This window comes from Rhodanobacter soli (assembly GCF_040548735.1).
In the GTDB taxonomy this organism is placed as follows: Bacteria; Pseudomonadota; Gammaproteobacteria; order Xanthomonadales; family Rhodanobacteraceae; genus Rhodanobacter; species Rhodanobacter soli_A.
Genome location: NZ_JBEPSD010000001.1, coordinates 1,458,452 through 1,475,803, shown reverse-complemented (window position 1 = coordinate 1,475,803; position 17,352 = coordinate 1,458,452). Strand labels below are relative to the sequence as shown.

At 65.0% G+C, this 17,352-nt stretch carries 8 protein-coding genes; 7 read left to right on the top strand and 1 reads right to left on the bottom strand.

What is annotated here, in order from left to right:
* The first annotated feature begins 360 nt into the window (after nt 1–360).
* The 5 genes from ABIE04_RS06815 to gltS all read left to right on the top strand — a co-directional run bounded on the left by ABIE04_RS06815 (nt 361) and on the right by gltS (nt 8,356).
* Nucleotides 361–2,853, top strand: coding sequence for a TonB-dependent receptor plug domain-containing protein (locus tag ABIE04_RS06815; protein WP_354547792.1), 2,493 nt, complete (start codon nt 361–363; stop codon nt 2,851–2,853).
* A gap of 307 nt (nt 2,854–3,160) precedes the next feature.
* Nucleotides 3,161–4,801: a gamma-glutamyltransferase gene (gene ggt, locus ABIE04_RS06810; RefSeq protein WP_354549806.1), complete on the top strand. Its 1,641-nt coding sequence runs from the start codon at nt 3,161–3,163 to the stop codon at nt 4,799–4,801.
* Between the two features lie 258 nt (nt 4,802–5,059).
* On the top strand, nt 5,060–6,103 hold the full coding sequence (gene dgcN, locus ABIE04_RS06805; protein ID WP_354547791.1) for an N-acetyltransferase DgcN: 1,044 nt from the start codon (nt 5,060–5,062) through the stop codon (nt 6,101–6,103).
* A complete protein-coding gene (gene dgcA, locus ABIE04_RS06800; RefSeq protein WP_354547790.1) occupies nt 6,088–7,074 on the top strand; it encodes an N-acetyl-D-Glu racemase DgcA in 987 nt (328 codons plus the stop codon). Before dgcN ends, dgcA begins: the two co-directional genes overlap by 16 nt.
* Nucleotides 7,075–7,141: 67 nt before the next feature.
* Nucleotides 7,142–8,356: a sodium/glutamate symporter gene (gene gltS, locus ABIE04_RS06795; RefSeq protein WP_354549804.1), complete on the top strand. Its 1,215-nt coding sequence runs from the start codon at nt 7,142–7,144 to the stop codon at nt 8,354–8,356.
* Between the two features lie 69 nt (nt 8,357–8,425).
* On the opposite strand, the gene ABIE04_RS06790 is transcribed toward gltS, so the two are convergent.
* Nucleotides 8,426–10,408, bottom strand: coding sequence for a UvrD-helicase domain-containing protein (locus tag ABIE04_RS06790; protein ID WP_354547789.1), 1,983 nt, complete (start codon nt 10,406–10,408; stop codon nt 8,426–8,428).
* A 105-nt stretch (nt 10,409–10,513) separates the two neighbouring features.
* On the opposite strand from ABIE04_RS06790, the gene ABIE04_RS06785 reads away from it, so the two are divergent.
* Nucleotides 10,514–11,845, top strand: a complete 1,332-nt coding sequence (locus ABIE04_RS06785; RefSeq protein WP_354547788.1) for an NAD(P)/FAD-dependent oxidoreductase — start codon at nt 10,514–10,516, stop codon at nt 11,843–11,845.
* 494 nt (nt 11,846–12,339) lie between these two features.
* Nucleotides 12,340–17,259: an RHS repeat-associated core domain-containing protein gene (locus tag ABIE04_RS06780; protein WP_354547787.1), complete on the top strand. Its 4,920-nt coding sequence runs from the start codon at nt 12,340–12,342 to the stop codon at nt 17,257–17,259.
* Nucleotides 17,260–17,352 lie beyond the last annotated feature (93 nt).

Genomic DNA, 17,352 nt, shown 5'->3' with positions numbered 1-17,352 from the left:
CACAACCTTCAGTTATGCCAAGTGCCCGTCTTTTCATTGGTGGCTTTCGCGTGCCCGTGCCTATGCTCAACCCCGTGCTGCGAAGGGTGAGCGAATGTCCGACCGAAACGCGCCGCGACCATGTGCAGAGTCAGCCTGCGGGGCAAGACCGTACCGCAGCGTCTTTCAGCCATGCCGGCCCGTTTTCCCGGTGACGGTAGCCACGCAGGACGGTGACGCCGCGATCGCCAGCGGGGACTGGTTCGCGGTCGAGGCAGGCTTCAGGAACATCTACAGGGGTACATCCGCCGACGGGCAGCGCCATGCGAGCGCCTTGGCCTGCGGCGGTCTTGTTGCGGCAAAACACTTGGGGGGAATTTCATGAACAAGCGTCCCGGTCGGATCACGTCGACCTCGCTGGCTGCTGCGATACTGCTTGCACTCACCCACACCGCGGCGGCGCAGAATGCGAGCCCGCCCGCGACACCGGCCGATGCAGCGGCCAAGACATCGACCGAGGCACAGACCAGGGTGAAGAACCTGGGCCCGGTGGTGGTGACCGGTACGCGCGCCGGCAACCGCACGGAAAGTTCGTCGCTGACGCCGATCGACGTGATCTCCGCCGACGTGCTGAAACAGACCGGCACGATCGACCTGACCCAGGCGCTCGAACGCGCCATTCCCTCGCTGAACTTCCCGTTTGCGCCCGCGTCGGACACCTTCGCGTTCCAGCGGCCGTTCGAACTGCGTGGGCTGTCGCCGGACCAGGTGCTGGTGCTGGTGGACGGCAAGCGCTGGCATCCTGGCGCGCTGGTGTTGAGCCTGGGCCAGATCGGCCAGGGCTCGCAGGGCATCGATCTCAACACGATCCCGCTGTCGGCGATCGACCACATCGAAGTGCTGCGTGACGGCGCCTCCGCGCAATACGGCTCCGACGCGCTTTCCGGCGTGGTCAACATCATCCTGAAAAAAGGCGCCAAGGGTGGCGACGTGCAGCTCAGCGGCGGCCAGTTCTCCGCCGGCGATGGCCGGCAATGGCAGGGCGCGGCGAATTTCGGCATTCCGCTGGGTGGCGAAAGCGGCTGGCTGCGCATCACCGCCGAAAACAGCAACCAGAGCCCGAGCAACCGCGCCGGCGTGGACCGTCGCCCCGGGCTGGCCCAGCTCGGCGTGAAGTTCCACTACGGGACGGTGGCTTTCAGAAACCAGAACCTGTTCCTCAACACGCAGTACGACATCAGCCCCGGCGTGCAGTTCTACGCGTTCGGCCACTACGGGCGCCGCGTCGGCGAGCCGCGCGGTTTCTACCGCTACGGCAGCAACACGCCTTATCCGAACAACCCGCTTATCGGCATGGTCTATCCCGACGGCTTCCTGCCGCGCGAGCATGGCGTCTCCACGGATACCTCGCTGGTCGCCGGGTTGCGCGGCACCTGGAATGACTGGCGCTGGGACATCAGCGGCAACTATGGCGGCAACCGCGTTTCCTACAGCACGCAAAACTCCACCAACTACGCGATGCTGAACGACTTCGGCAGCAGCCCGACCAGTTTCCACGACGGCATCCTGACCGCGAAACAGCAGACGTTCGACATCGACATCTCCAGGGAGATCTCGTTCGGCTGGCTGCCCAATCCGCTGACGCTGTCCTTCGGCACGCAATGGCTGCGCCAGAGTTACGACGTGACGGCTGGCGACTTCGGTTCGTACTATGTGGGCACGTCCGGTGTCCGCGGCGGCGCGCAGGGCTTTGCCGGCTGGGGTCCGCAGGACGCCATTTCGGTGGACCGGCATGACGTCGCCGAGTACCTGCAGCTGGAAGGCAACCTGACCGAGCGGTTCGGCTTCTCCGCCGCCGTGCGTCACGAGGACTATTCGGACTTCGGCACCACCACCTCCGCCGCCTTGTCCGGCCGCTTCGACTTCACCGACTCGTTCGCCCTGCGCGGCAGCGCCTCGACCGGGTTCCGCGCTCCGGGACTGGGCCAGCAGCACTACTCCGAAACCACGTCGGCCTCTTTCGGCGCCGGCAATTCGCTAGGGCTGCCGCCGGGCATCTACCTGCGCGGACTGGTGCCGGTGGACAACCCGCTGGCGCGGCTGCTCGGCAGCGAACCGCTGGAGGCGGAGAAGTCGCGCAACTTCACCGCGGGCGTGGTGTGGAATCCCACCAACGAACTCAACATGTCGTTCGATGCCTACCAGATCACCGTCACCAATCGCATCGCGCTGTCCAGTTCGCTCTCGCTGTCGACGCCGGCGGTGAAGGATTACCTGGCGGCCAACGGCGTCACCAACCTGCAGTACAGCGGCCTTTCCTACTTCACCAATGCCGGCACCGTGCGCACGCAGGGTGCCGATGTGGTGACCAGTTATCGCAGCGATTTCGGCGACAACGGCAACCTGCTGTCGACACTCAGCTACGGCTACCACAAGAACAAGGTCACCGACGTCAAGCCGAACCCGGCCGTGCTGGACTCGCTGGGCGTCATCTTCCAGCGCCTCAACCGCAGCGCGATCAAGGGCCTGCTTGCGGACACCGCGCCGCGCAGCAAGCTGATCCTCAACGAGACCTACAACATCGGCCCCTGGGCCTTCAACGGAACACTGACCCGCTACGGCCGGATCACCTCGTACGGCTCGACCAGCTACCTGGACGACACCGTGTACCCGCACAAATGGCTGCTCGATCTGGCGGTGAGCTACAACCGCGATCGCTGGACGTTCACCGTGGGCGGCGACAACGTGCTCAACACCTACCCGAAGAAGGTCCCCGTGGGTGACGACCAGAACGGCGCGTTCCCGTATTCGTCCAGTTCGCCGTTCGGCTTCCAGGGTGCGTTCGTGTACGGCAAGGTGCAGTACCACTGGTAAGTGCTGGCCCGACACGACGAAAGCCCCGTTCCGCAGCGGGGCTCTCGTCGGTCGGGTCGTGGTCTGACCAGGCCCGCGTGCATCGCAGGCAGCCGCGTGCCACAACCGCCAGCTATGCCATGCCATCGTCTTTTCATTGGTGGCGCGCGGCTGCCTGTGACTATGCTCGAACCCCATCGTGGAGGGTGACCCAATGATCGAACGAAACACGCCGCACGGCGATGCCGTGACCACCTGCCGCCCGCCGGCGCACGGCAGGCTGCGCTGGCATGGCATCCTGCTGGCGCTGGCGATCGGCAGCTTCGGCATGCTGGCCCACGCGCAGGACACGGCGGCGGACAAGACCGCGGCGGTAGCCAGCGCCAATGCGCTGGCTACCGAGGCCGGTTTCGAAGTCCTCGCGCGCGGCGGCAACGCCGTGGACGCCGCGATCGCGGTGGGCGCGTCGCTGTCGGTGGTGCAGCCGGAGGCTTCGGGCATGGGTGGCGGTTTCCTCGCCGTGATCCACGATGCGGCCACCGGCAAGGACACCTTCATCGACGCACGCGAGATGGCGCCGCAGGCAGTCAGCGAGAAGGACTACCTGAAAGCGGACGGCACGCCCAACCGCGACACGTCGCTCAACGGACCGCTGGCTGCCGGCATCCCCGGCTTTCCTGCCGGCATCGCCTACATGGCGGGCAAGTACGGCAAGCTGCCGCTCGCGGTGTCGCTGAGTCCGGCGATCCGGCTGGCCGAAGAAGGCTTCCATCCCAGCGGTGCGCTGGTCCGCTCGATCGGCCACAAGGCCGATGTGCTGCGCCGTTATCCGGCCTCGTCCGGCAAGTTCATGCCAGGCGGCAAGATGCCCCAGGAGACCGGCATCTTCCGCGATCCAAACCAGGCGAAAACCCTGAAGGCGCTGGCCGAAAAAGGTGCGGACGGTTTCTACAAGGGCGCGGTGGCGAAGGAACTGGTGAAATCGGTGCGTGCCGCCGGCGGCACCTGGACGCTGGCCGACCTGGCCAGCTATCGGGCGAAAGAGCGCCAGCCGATCGAGCTGACCTACGCCGGCTACAAGATCGTCACGGCACCACCGCCGTCCTCCGGCGGCGTGGCGCTCGCCGAAATGCTGAACATCCTTGCGCCGATCGATCTCAAGAGCATGGATGAGGCCCACCGCATCCATTACCTCGTGGAGGCGATGCGCCGCGCCTTCCGCGACCACAACGAATACCTGGGCGATCCCGACTTCGTGAAGATGCCGCTGGACATGCTGCTCTCGCCTTACTACGCCGACGGGCTGCGCCAGAGCATCCTGCCGGACCAGGCGACCAAGTCGGCGTGGCTGCCGTCGGTGCATGCGAAGGATCCGGGCATGCACACCACGCACTACTCGATCATCGACAAGGACGGCAACATGGTGTCGATGACCGCCACGGTCAACACCACGCTGGGTTCCAGCTTCGTCGCCGGCAAGACCGGCATCCTGCTCAACAACGAGATGGATGATTTTGCCCTGGTCTCGGGCCAGCCCAACGCGTTCGGCCTGATCGGCGGCAGCGCCAATGCACCGGTCGGCGGCAAGCGGATGCTGTCGTCGATGACGCCCAGCATCGTGGTCGGCAAGGATCGCCTGGCGGTGATCGGCTCGCCCGGCGGCTCGACCATCATCACGCAGGTGTTCGAAGGCATCCTCGCCTTCATTGACGGCAAGAATGCCGGCGAGATCACCGCGCAAAAGCGCATCCACCATCAGTTCCTGCCCGACCGCGTCGATATCGAGAAGGGCAGCGACATCCCGGCCGACGTGCTGGCGAAGCTGAAGGCCATGGGTTACGAAATCAACGACAAGGAATCGTGGGGCAACATGAACGTCGTGGTCTGGGACAAGACGACCAACACCAAGACGGCGGCCAGCGACCCGCGCAATCCCAATGGCTTGGGCAAGGTCGAAACCATCCATTGATCCATGGGCCGGCATTGCCGGGAATGAGGGCAGCGTGGCCGGGGCGAACCGAGGGATCGCCGGGCCACCCCCGCGCCGACGGCATGACCTGCGCCGTACGGATCCACCCGGCGCGCCGGCTATTCCAGGGCAGGCTCAGGCGTTTCGGCGCCGCCCGAGCCTGCCCATCCGTACAACCCGTCGCCACCGGTGGGAACGGTCGGCGCGGAGATCCCTCATCTGGTCGACGGCGTGGCCGTCACGTGGAGTAAGCCTTTCATGCCAAACCATGGCGATGCGACCCTGCCTGCCCATTGGGGGCCGCCTTATCTGTTGTACCTGGGCAATCCGGCCGACGATCTGGCCATCAAGACGGCCAGGGGCGTGGCCTGGTGGCGCCCGGAATGGTGCGTGGGCCAGTACCGTCACCCCGACTGCAAGCTGACGCTGGGTCTGCCCGACATCGGCATGGCCGAGGCCAGGGCCCGCGGCGCGAATACCATGATGATCGGTACCGCGAACGCCGGTGGCGTGATGGCGCCGGAGATCGTTGCCGACGCCATCGCGGCGCTCGACGCCGGCCTCAACGTGGTCGCCGGCCTGCACCAGAAGCTGCGCGCGAATGCGGACATCGTGGCGGCCGCGCAGCGCAACGGCCGCGTGCTGTTCGACGCGCGCGATCCCGCGCCGGGCATTCCGGTCGGCACCGGTCGCCCGCGCGCCGGTAGACGGCTGCTTACGGTGGGCACGGACTGCTCGGTCGGCAAGATGTACACCACGCTCGCGCTGGAGCGGGCCATGCGTCAGCGCGGTTGCGCGGCGGATTTTCGCGCCACCGGCCAGACCGGCATCTTCGTCGCCGGCGCGGGCGTGCCGGTCGATGCGGTGGTCGCCGATTTCATCTCGGGCGCCGTCGAATGGATTTCGCCGGCCCGCAGCGACGACGGCTGGGACCTGATCGAGGGCCAGGGTTCGCTGTTCCATCCTTCCTACGCCGGCGTGTCGCTCGGCCTGCTGCATGGCGCCCAGCCCGACGCGCTGGTGTTGTGCCACGAACCGACCCGGCGTCACATGCGCGGCCTGCCCGGTTACCCGCTGCCCGAGTTGCGGCACTGCCTGGAAGCCAACCTCGCCGCTGCGCGCCTGACCAACCCGGCCGTCAGGGCGGTCGGCGTCGCGCTGAACACTTCCGGCATGCCGGCGCCGGAAGCGCTGGCGGCCTGCCAGCGGATCAGCGACCTGCTCCAGCTGCCCTGCCAGGACCCGGTCAGCATGGGTGTCGAAGCCATCGTGGACAACCTGCTCGCATGCTTCGCGAACTGAGCATCACGCAGCGCAGCTTCCCGCTGGTGGCGCCTTTCCGCATCGCGCGCGGGGTCAAGTACGCCGCCGACGTGGTGACGGTCGAACTGCGCCAGGCGGACCGCATCGGGCGCGGCGAATCCGTTCCCTACGCTCGCTACGGCGAATCGGTGGCGTCGGTGATCGACGCGATGGAGGCGTTGCGCGCCGAACTCGTCGCCGGCATGGGGCGGGACGAACTGCAGGCGCGACTGCCGGCGGGCGCCGCACGCAATGCCCTGGACGCCGCGATGTGGGATCTCGAGTCGCAACTCAGCTCGGTGCCCGTATGGGTGCAGCTGGGGCGCCCGCCACGGTCCACGCTGGTCAGCGCGATCACCGTCGGCATCGACACGCCGCAGCGGATGGGGCAGGCGGCGTCCCGCATCGCCGGCGCCGGACTGATCAAGATCAAGGTCGACGCGGACGATCCGGCGGCGCGGATCGAGGCCGTGCGGCGGGCGGCGCCCTTCGCCCATCTCATCGTGGACCCCAACGAAAGCTGGAACATCGAACTGCTGCGCGACATGCAACCCATGCTGGAGCGCGCGGGCGTCGACTTGCTGGAGCAGCCGCTGCCGGCGGACGCGGACGACGCCTTGCTGGGTTTCTTCAGCCGCATCCCGATCTGCGCCGACGAGGCCTGCCACGTGACGGCGGACCTGCCGCGGCTGCGCGACCGCTACCAGGCGGTCAACATCAAACTGGACAAGACCGGCGGCTTGACCGAGGCTTGGCGCCTGCTGCGGGCCGCGCGCGTCGATGGTTTCAAGATCATGGTCGGTTGCATGGTGTGTTCCTCGCTCGGCATCACGCCGGCGCTGGAGATCGCGCGCGAAGCGGAGTTCATCGACCTGGACGGCCCGCTCTGGCTGCAGGACGACTACCCCGACGGCGTGAGCCTGCAGGGAGGCTTCCTGCTGCCGCCCTTGCCGGCATTCTGGGGCGGATGAGGGTGATCGCCGCGCGCGCATCTGCAGGCCGGCGAACCACCGCGGACGAGAGGGCGCCCGCGTGCTGATGCTCGACCCGGTCCAGACCGTGGCCTGTGGCGGCCTGTTCCTGATCGCCGGGTATGCGATCCGCGCGCGGGTGCCGCTGCTGTCGCGCTTCAGCATTCCGGCGCCGGTGATCGGCGGCCTGCTGGTGGCGCTGGCGCTGCTCGCCTGCCGCCAGTGGAAGGTCACGCCGGTGCACTTCGATACGGCGTTTCAACAGCCGCTGATGATCGCGTTCTTCACCGCCATCGGCTTCAACGCGAGCACGTCCCTGCTCAAGGTCAGCGGTCGCCAGATCGTGCTGTTCCTCGGCCTCGCCACCGGCCTCGCCGTGGTGCAGAACCTGGTCGGCATCGGGCTGGCCACGGCGTTCGGGCTGCCGCCGCTGTTCGGCGTGATCACCGGCTCGGTCACGCTCGCCGGCGGGCCCGCCACCGGCCTGGCGTTCGCGCCGCTGTTCACCCAGGCCGGCGTGCAAGGCGCACCGAGCGTGGCGCTGGCCAACGCGATGGCCGGCATCATTTGCGGCTCGGTGATCGGCGCACCGCTGGCGACGATGCTGATCGAGCGCCTCAAATTGCGCACGCCTCAATCTCTGGACGTGGCCGGGAGTGCGCCGGCGATGCCGCCACCGGCGCCCGCCGCTGCCGCGGCAAACGCCGCCAGCGCCGAGGAGCAGACTTATGCAGGGCTCAGGAGCTTCGTGCTGATCCTGCTGGCCATGGGTATCGGCGCCTGGATCAGCGGCGGGCTGGGCGCGCTCGGCCTGACCCTGCCCAGCTACATCGGCGCCATGCTCGTGGGCGCGCTGATCCGCAACGTCGACGACCACCTCGGCTGGTTCGGCCTGTCGTTGCGCAGCATCGACATCATCGGCAACGCCTCGCTCTCGCTGTTTCTCGTCGTCGCGCTGATGAACCTGCATCTATGGGACCTCACCGGGCTGGCCATGCCCTTGCTGGTCAACTTGGGCGTGCAGTCGATCGTGGTCGTGGCCTTCTGCTGCTGGCCGCTGTGGTGGCTGATGGGGCGCGACTACGATGCCGCCGTCATGGCCAGCGGCTTCGTCGGCTTCATGCTGGGGACGACGGCCAACGCCATGGCGGTGATGAGTTCGCTGACCGAGCGCTTCGGGCCGGCGCCGCGCGCTTTCCTGGTGGCGCCCATCGTGGGCGCGTTCCTGATCGACTTCACCAACGCCATCGTCATCACGTTCTTCATCAACGGCTGGAAATGACGCAGGGATATCGAAGGCCGAGCGCCCAGGCTCGCGTGTCGCCGGAAGCGGTGGCGACGGGCGAGAAGCTCAACCGCCCGCCAGCATCGCCTTGATCCGTGCCATGTGCGACTCGGCGGTTTCGCGGGTCACTTCCTTGTCCGCTTCCGGGTCCTTGCCCTGCCAGTGCAGGTCGGCCTGCGGCAGCTCGTGCAGGAAGCGGCTGGGCTGGTTGCTGTGGACGTCGCCGTAGCGCTTGGTCTTCGCCGACCACGACAGCGTCAGCAGTTCCTTGGCGCGGGTGATGCCGACGTACATCAGCCGGCGTTCCTCGTCGACGCGGCCCTCGTCCAGCGCGCCCTCGTGCGGCAGCGTGCCGTCCTCGCAGCCGACGATGAAGACGAAGCGGAACTCCAGGCCCTTGGCCGCGTGCAGGGTCATCATGCGCACGGCGTTGCCCGGTTCGTCGCGGTCGGCGTGGCTGAGCAGGGCCAGTTGCGAGGCGAGGTCACCGGCCGTGTTGCCGCCCTTCTGCATCGCGCGGAACCAGTCGGCCAGTTCCTTCAGGTTGCCCAGCTTGCGCTCGCGTGTGCCGGCGTCGGGTGTACTGGCGATGATCTGCGCGACGTAGCCGGTGCGTTTCAGGATCAGCTCGACCAGGTCGGCGGCGCTTTCATGCAGCGACGCACTGCGCAGTTCGTCCAGCAGGTTCGCGAACGCAGCCAGCGCGGCGGCCGGGCGCGGGGTGAGCTGGCGCAGCACACCATCGCTGCGGGTGGCGTCGAGCAGGGACGAGTGGCGCGACTGCGCGATCTGCCCCAGCTTCTCCAGCGTGGTCGCGCCGATCTCGCGCTTCGGCACGTTGACCACGCGCAGGAACGCGGCGTCGTCGCTGGGATTGGTCAGCAGGCGCAGGTAGCACAGCACGTCCTTCACCTCGGCGCGGTCGAGGAAGCTCAAGGCGCCGGTAAGGTGGTACGGAATGCGCGCCAGGCGCAAAGCCTTTTCAAGAACCCGCGCCTGGAAGTTGCCGCGGTACAGGATCGCCATGTCGTCCCAGCGCGCCTTGTGCCTCTCGGCCAAGGTGGTGGCGATCGCGGCGACGCGCTCGGCCTCGTGCTCGGCCTCCTTGCACTCGAGCACGCGGATCGGCGCGCCTTCCGGGTGCTCGCTCCACAGCTTCTTTTCGTGCAGGTGCGGGTTGTGCGCGATCAGCGCATTCGCCGCGCGCAGGATGCGCTTGCCGCAACGGTAGTTCTGTTCCAGCTTGATCACACGCAGGTTCGGCCAGTCGCGGCCGAGCTGGTCGATGTTCTCCGGATTCGCGCCGCGCCAGGCGTAGATCGACTGGTCGTCGTCGCCCACGCAGGTGATCCCGCCGCGCTCGCCGGCCAGCACCTTCAGCAGGCGGTACTGCGCGTCGTTGGTGTCCTGGTACTCGTCCACCAGCAGGTAGCGCAGGCGCTCGCGCCACGCCTCGCGGCATTCGGCGTCGCTTTCCAGGATGCGCAGCGGCAGCCGGATCAGGTCGTCGAAATCCACCGCGTTGAACGCGGCGAGGCGTTGCTGGTACATGTCGTAGATGGTCGCCGCTTCCAGCTCGCGCGGGCTGCGCGCGGCAGCCAGCGCTTCCTCCGGCGACAGCCCGCCGTTCTTCGCGCGACTCAGGAGGTTGCGGATGCCGAACAGCACGTCGGGCTTGGCGCCGGTCGGCGCCAGTTCCTTGACGATGCCCGCACTGTCGTCCGCATCCAGCACCGAAAAACCGCGGCGCAGGCCGGCACGGGCGTGTTCGATCTGCAGGAATTTCAGCCCCAGCGCGTGGAACGTGCTCACCGTGAGCGCGGCGGCATCCTCGCTGCTGACCAGCTTCGCCACGCGTTCGCGCATTTCGCGCGCGGCCTTGTTGGTGAAGGTGATCGCGGCGATCTTCGACGGCGCCAGCTTGCGGCGCTGGATCAGGTAGGCGATCTTCTGGGTGATCACGCTGGTCTTGCCGGAACCGGCGCCGGCGAGCACCAGCAGCGGGCTGTCGCAGTGTTCGACGGCGGCCAGTTGTTGCGGATTGAGCATGGATCGGGAGACAGGACGAGGCGGTGGTCGATGGTAACAGAGCACCACTGGCGCACCGGCCGGCTTCGGCCATAATCGGCCGCACGACAGTCAGCGGGGAGCGGCATGGCGGAGCAGGAAGTCGAGCAGTGCGACGTGGCGGTGATCGGCGGCGGCCCCGGCGGCAGCACCGCGGCGGCGCTGCTGGCGCGCCGCGGCTACAAGGTGATCGCGCTGGAGAAGGCGCACCACCCGCGCTTTCATATCGGCGAATCGCTGCTGCCGATGAACCTGCCGGTGTTCGAGCGGCTGGGCGTGCTGGACAAGGTGCGCGAGCTGGGCGTGTTCAAGCCCGGCGCGGATTTCGAGGCGGACAACGCGCGCGGCTACAACACCTACGCGTTCGCCCGCGCGATCGGGCAGAGCCCGCCGCATGCGTACCAGGTATGGCGGCAGGATTTCGACAGGATGCTGTACGGGCACGCGCGCGAATCCGGCGCCGACGCACGCGAAGGGCATGAAGTGCTGCGCGTCGAGCAGCGCGGCCCGCGCGAGAGCTGGCTGGACGTGCGCACCGACGATGGCCGCGACTACGCGATCCAGGCGCGCTACGTGGTCGACGCCAGCGGCCGCGATGCGCTGCTGGCGACGAAACGCAAGCTGCGCCGGCGCAACGACCAGCACCAGAGCGCGGCGATCTTCGGCCACTTCCGCGGCGCCGCGAGGCGCGAGGGCGAGGATGCCGGCAACATCAGCATCTACAGCTTCGCGCACGGCTGGATGTGGATGATCCCGTTGCCGGACGGCGTGATGAGCGTGGGCGCGGTATGCCGGCCGGATTACCTCAGGCAGCGCAAGGGCCGCACGGTTGAGTTCCTGTTCGACACGCTGAAGCTGAGCCCGGCGCTGTGGGCGCGCGTGCAGCACGCCGAACTGATCGACGACGAGGTACGCGTCACCGGCAACTATTCCTACGACGCCAGCCGCATGGGCGGGCCGGGCTGGGTGCTGGTAGGCGATGCGTTCGCCTTCCTCGACCCGGTATTTTCCTCCGGCGTGTATCTGGCGATGAGCGGCGCGGAGCAGGCCGCCGCGGTGGTCGACCAGGCACTGCGCGAACCGCGACGCGAGCCGGCCCTGCTGCGCCAACTGGAGAAACGCCAGCGCGCCGGCATGGCGCGTTTCTCGTTCTTCATCTACCGCTTCAACGGCCCGGTGATGCAGCAGATGTTTCGCCAGCCGCGCAACACCTGGCAGCTGGAGCAGGGCGTGATCTCGATGCTCGCCGGCGACCTGTTCGACACGCCGAAGGTGCTGCGGCGATTGCAGCTGTTCAAGCTGGTCTACGCCATCTGCTTCCTGCGCGACTGGCGCCGCAGCCGCGCCGAACACCGCTACCGGCTGGCCCAGGCGCGCGCGCAGTTCACCGGCGGCAACACGCCTCTGGACAAGGCCTGACGCGCGCTCCCCCCCCCCGGCGCGCAGGGGAGGGCCGGGCGGGGTGCTCTTGATCTTCAAGCAAGCCCAGACTGCGACACGGCGCACAGTAAACACCATCATCAGTAGCTAAGCCCATGTCGTCGAGGAGTTTCTGGTTGCGGAGAATCGCGCTATCTAAATAGCCATCCGCGTTACAGGGGAATCAAATGGACTTTGTTCGGTGTGTGTCGCTAGCGCTTTGCATCAGCGTGTGTGGTGTCGGATCGGCATCCGCCTCCGGCGGATCCACAGGAGATGGAAGCTCGCAAATGGGACCCGCAAGGGCCTCAAGTTCGCACGGTGCGCTAACCTCAGCAATGGCCGTGTTCCCAAATCACGCGCAAGTGCCTTCGCAGCAACTATCCGCAAATACAGCGAGCACATCGACCACATACTACGGTGCGCCGTACTACTCACCTCAATTTTTTACCGGTTATTACAGCAGCCTTGCGGCCGCGGCTAACGCATATTGGGTGTCTTATCAGCACTACTGGGGTGTCTATCCACCTAACTGCTCTTTTTCATGGGCGCCTATAGACGGCACCACCGGCGGAACGTTCGCTCTGATGTATCAAAGGGGTAGCAATTGTTATGGAGGTCCTGAGGGCCTTCTGGGAATAGCCTATCCGTACAGTCCAGCCAAAAACGCTGGCAGCGGCGCTGGTTGCGATGGCGGCGAAGGAAGTGAAGAGGCGAGCGGCAGTAGGCCTTCTTCAAGCTCCTCCTGTGCGGCTAAAAAGGGCGCGCCTATGGCCGGCGACCCAATCAATGCCTCAACCGGTAGCAAGTACTTGCAAGATGATGATTATTCTGATGGCAACTGGCTGACATTTCGTCGTTTTTACAACAGTATGGGCAGTGTGGCATCTACCGCGATGGGCGTTGATTGGCGACATAGCTTTGATCGCTCACTGCAGCTATCGAACACGGGCTCTAGGCCGGGGGCAATTCTCCCACCCAATGCAGCGGTGATGTTCCGCCCGGATGGCAAACAAGAGACATTCAAGAAGGCCAATGGTCTGTGGACAACCGATCCGGACATCCCGGACACCCTTATCGAGACCGACAATGCCCAAGGTGTGGCGACGAGCTATACCGTTTTTGTCGCAGCGCTACGCCACTTCGAGACCTACGACGCTACAGGCATGTTGCAGGCGGTCACCGATGGGAGCGGTCAAGGCATCACGCTGACCTACAGCACCACATTGACCGCCCCCGCTATTGCGCCCTGGCCGGGACTACTGTTGACCGTGACAGATCCCAAGGGTCGCCAGCTCAACTTCATCTATAACAGCAACGGCAATGTCTCTCAGGTAATGCAGCCGGACGGCGGCACGCTGACCTACACCTACGATGCAAGTGGCAATCTGCTCTCGGTCCAATACCCCGATACCAAGACACGTCAGTATGTCTACAACGAATCGTCGCTGACAGGCGGCGTAAATCTACCCAATGCGATGACCGGCATCGTGGACGAAGCTGGCGTACGCTACGAGAACACGACCTACGACAGCACCGGTCGCGCTACGTCTTCCAGTTTTGCGGGTAGCGTGGGCACCACCCACATCACCTACAACAGCAACGGCACATCGACCGTGCAATACCCGCTCGGCCACAGCGCCACGATGGGTTTCACCACGGTGAACGGGCTGATCCGGGTCAGCACTCTCGACCAACCGTGTGGCCCGCAGTGCGACCAGCCGTGGAAAACTCGTACGTATGATGCCAACGGCTACCCGTCCGCGTACACCGACTTCAACGGCAACGTCATGACATCGACTTACGATGCCAAAGGCTTGCTCGATCAGCAGGTAGATGCTTCTGGCAGCACGAATCAGCGCACCACGAATACGACGTGGGACACCACGCTGCGCGTTCCGCTGCAAAGCACCATCGTCGATGCGAGCGGCACCACGGTAGCCAAAACCGCCTGGGTCTACAACACTGCCGGCCAGCCATTGGCACGTTGCGAAATTGATCCGGCCCAAGCTAGTAGTTACACCTGCGCGACCACCGGTACGCCGCCGGTCGGTGTACGCCGCTGGACCTACAGCTACTGCACGGCCATTGATACCACCCAGTGTCCGATCGTGGGTTTGCTGCTTGCCGTGGACGGTCCGCGCACCGAGGTGGCTGACGTCACCACCTACGCGTATTACCTGACCGACAGCACCACCGCGCATCACGGTGATCTGCAGTCAGTGACCGATGCCCTGGGCCATACCACCACCTATCTGACTTACGACGGTGCCGGCCGCGTCACCAGCCTGCAGGACGCCAACGGCGTAGTCACCGACCTGACCTACACGCCGCGCGGCTGGCTGGCTTCACGCAGCGTGGCAGGCGCCACCACGACGCTGACCTACACGTCATACGGCGCCGTGGCTTCTCTCACCGACCCCGACAACGTCACCACCACGTTCACCTACGATGCCGCCCATCGCCTCACCGACATCACCGATGCGCAGGGCAACAGCATCCACTACACGCTCGACGCCGCCGGCAACAAGACCGGGGAGGAGACCCGCACCAGCACCGGTACCGTGACACGCAGCCTGTCGCGCAGCTACAACGCGCTGGGCCAGCTCACCGCGGTCATGGATGGCCTCAACCATACCGTCTTCAACGCCAGCTACGGCGACAGCTACGACGGCAACGGCAACCTAGTGCACAGCGCCGATGCGCTGGGTGTCCAGCGCCAACAGGGCTTCGATGCGCTGAACCGGCTGGTCAGCACGATCGACAACTACAACGGCACGGACACCGCCACCCAGGACACCACCAGTACGCTGGCCTACGATGCGCTGGATCGCCTGGAGGGTGTGAGCGATCCCGACGGCCTGGGCACCCTCTACGGCTACGACGGCCTGGGCAACCGCACCTCCGTGCTCAGCCCCGATACCGGCACCAGCACCGACACCTACGACGCTGCCGGCAATCGCCTCGTCCATACCGACGCCAAGGGCATCGTCAGCACCTCGACCTACGATGTGCTGGATCGCCTGACTGGCGTCAGCTATGCCGACAGCACTCTCGACGTGGGCTACCACTACGACGAAGCCGATACCGTCACGGGCTGCAGCAGCTCGTACCCGCTGGGCCGCCTCACGCGCGTCATTGAAAGCGCGGTGACCACGGTTTACTGCTACGACGCCCGCGGCAACGTCACCCGGAAAAGCCAGGTCCAGGGCACGACCACCGACACCACCAGCTATGCCTATACGCTGGCCAATCGGCTGAGCGGCATCAGCACCCCCAGCCAAGCCACCGTCAGCTACACGCGCGACAGCAACGGTCGGATCAGCGGCGTGCAGGTGACCCCCGCCGGGGCAAGCACGGCACCGCCGGCCGTGGTCAGCAACGTGGCCTACCTGCCGTTCGGGCCGGTCAGCAGCTACACGCTGGGCAATGGCCAGACCGTCACGCGCACCTACGACGCCAACTATCAGCTGACCGACCTGACGAGTCCGGCGTTGGCGCTGCATTTCAACCGTGACGCGATGGGTAACATCATCGCGCTGGGCAATGCACCCGGCGCCAACCCAGCCACAGAAACCTATAGCTACGATCCGCTGCAGCGACTCACGGCAGTCGCCGATGGGGGCACGACGCTGGAAAGCTACAGCTACAACAAGACCGGCGACCGCCTGAGCAAGACGGCCAGCGGCCTGGCGGCGGGCGCGTACCTCTACACCAGTGGCACGCACCAGCTCGCCAGCATCGGCAATGCGCCACGCGTGAATGACGCCAATGGCAATACCACCGGCAGCGTGGTCGGCGGCGAGACTTTTGGTTTTGGTTACAACGGGCGCAACCGGCTGACCGTCGCGCAGCGCAATGGCCAGACCGTAGGCACCTATACCTATAACGCCTTGGGGCAGCGTATCGGGAAAGTGGCCACCTTCCCGCAGGCGGTGACCGAGCGTTATGCCTATGACGAAGTCAGCCAGCTGATCGGCGAGTACGGCACGACCAATAGAGATTACGTGTGGCTGGGCGACATTCCAGTAGCGGTGATAGACAACACCACCAATGGCAGCGTCACCACCAGCACGGTGAACTATGTGATCGCCGATCAGCTGGGCACGCCGCGAGCGGTCAGCGACGGCACGGGCACGGTGATCTGGCAATGGGTCTATCAGGGCAATTCGTTGGGAGAGCAGCAGCCGACTTCGGCGACTGGGTATGCGCTGGATCTTCGCTATCCCGGTCAGTACTACGATGCGGAGTCGGGGACGAATTACAACTACTTCCGGACATATGAGCCAGCGACGGGACGGTATCTGCAAAGTGATCCGATTGGGCTGGCAGGTGGCATATCGACTTATGTCTATGTGGGTAACAATCCGCTCAGTAATGTCGATCCGCTCGGATTGCAGGAGTTACTATTTCGGATAGGCCGGATAGGTGGCCTACTTTCTGAAGAGCCGCTGGTTCCTCGGCCATTGATCGAACCGGTCAAGCCGCTTCCGCCAGGGGCACCCACTCCCCAACTTCCTGAGGATTTTCCGAAGATTCCCACAGATCCCACGCAGTGTCCCGGCAAAGGTTGGGAGTGGCGTGGGGCTCCAGGCTCCAAGCCAGGCGATCCAAATGGTGGATGGTACAATCCTGAAAAGCATTGGACCTTGCACCCCGATATGGACCATCCAGAACCCATTCCGCCGCATTGGGATTGGGTCGACGAGAACAAAAGTCAAATACCGAATTTTTCCACAAGCACCTCCAATCGATCCCCTTCATCCGCCGATAACTTAATGACTTCGCATATTCCAGCCGCATTAGTGAGAGCTGCTTCCTCGCAGGAAGCAGCTCTTAAGACCCTAATTCGTGCAAGTGCCCTGACTCTCTTTTCCGATATGACGGAAGAAGCTCTTGTTTCTGTGTTAGCCGACATACGGCTTCTTGTTCATGCGGAAGTCGGCGATATGGCGCGCGGACTTGACCTCTCGAGGGCGCTTGAGCACTCTCCAACTATCACGTCTGGTGACGGAGTAGTTGCCCTCTTGACTGGAGCAAACGAAGTTGATGCCTATCTCTCTTCGGTATTGTCGCTATTGATGCGTGACCATCCTGAAGCAGAGCTCCTGGTTCCCCACGCCTATGCAATAGAGTCCGAAATCGATTCGCTGGTAGCCCGAAATCACATCCAGATGCGCTTCCAAGCAGGGCATGTTTACTACTGTTTCGATGCCATGAACAGCACACCTGAATCCATTAATAAGTCACTCGGTTCGAGTATTGCGATGTATTCAGTTGCTTGGGTTTTTAGCGGCGCCGGTTACGACTGCAAACCGATTTTGGCAATCGCTCCAGTATTTGATGGCGATGGATGGGCGTTGGCGGGATCACTCGACACGATATTCCCCGCGCTAGGTTCACGAATACACTGAACTTAGTGGCGAATTCAATTCTAAAATGCACACTTGATTCGGCAGGGCGGGCCAAGGCGGGTAGCCTGCACAGCTTCGCCGCCAATTGGAACT

Coding starts and splice junctions, on each gene's coding strand:
- ABIE04_RS06815 (WP_354547792.1), top strand. CDS start 361: ATGAACAAGCGTCCCGGTCGGATCACGTCGACCTCGCTGGCTGCTGCG.
- ggt (WP_354549806.1), top strand. CDS start 3,161: ATGCTGGCCCACGCGCAGGACACGGCGGCGGACAAGACCGCGGCGGTA.
- dgcN (WP_354547791.1), top strand. CDS start 5,060: ATGCCAAACCATGGCGATGCGACCCTGCCTGCCCATTGGGGGCCGCCT.
- dgcA (WP_354547790.1), top strand. CDS start 6,088: ATGCTTCGCGAACTGAGCATCACGCAGCGCAGCTTCCCGCTGGTGGCG.
- gltS (WP_354549804.1), top strand. CDS start 7,142: ATGCTCGACCCGGTCCAGACCGTGGCCTGTGGCGGCCTGTTCCTGATC.
- ABIE04_RS06790 (WP_354547789.1), bottom strand. CDS start 10,408: ATGCTCAATCCGCAACAACTGGCCGCCGTCGAACACTGCGACAGCCCG.
- ABIE04_RS06785 (WP_354547788.1), top strand. CDS start 10,514: ATGGCGGAGCAGGAAGTCGAGCAGTGCGACGTGGCGGTGATCGGCGGC.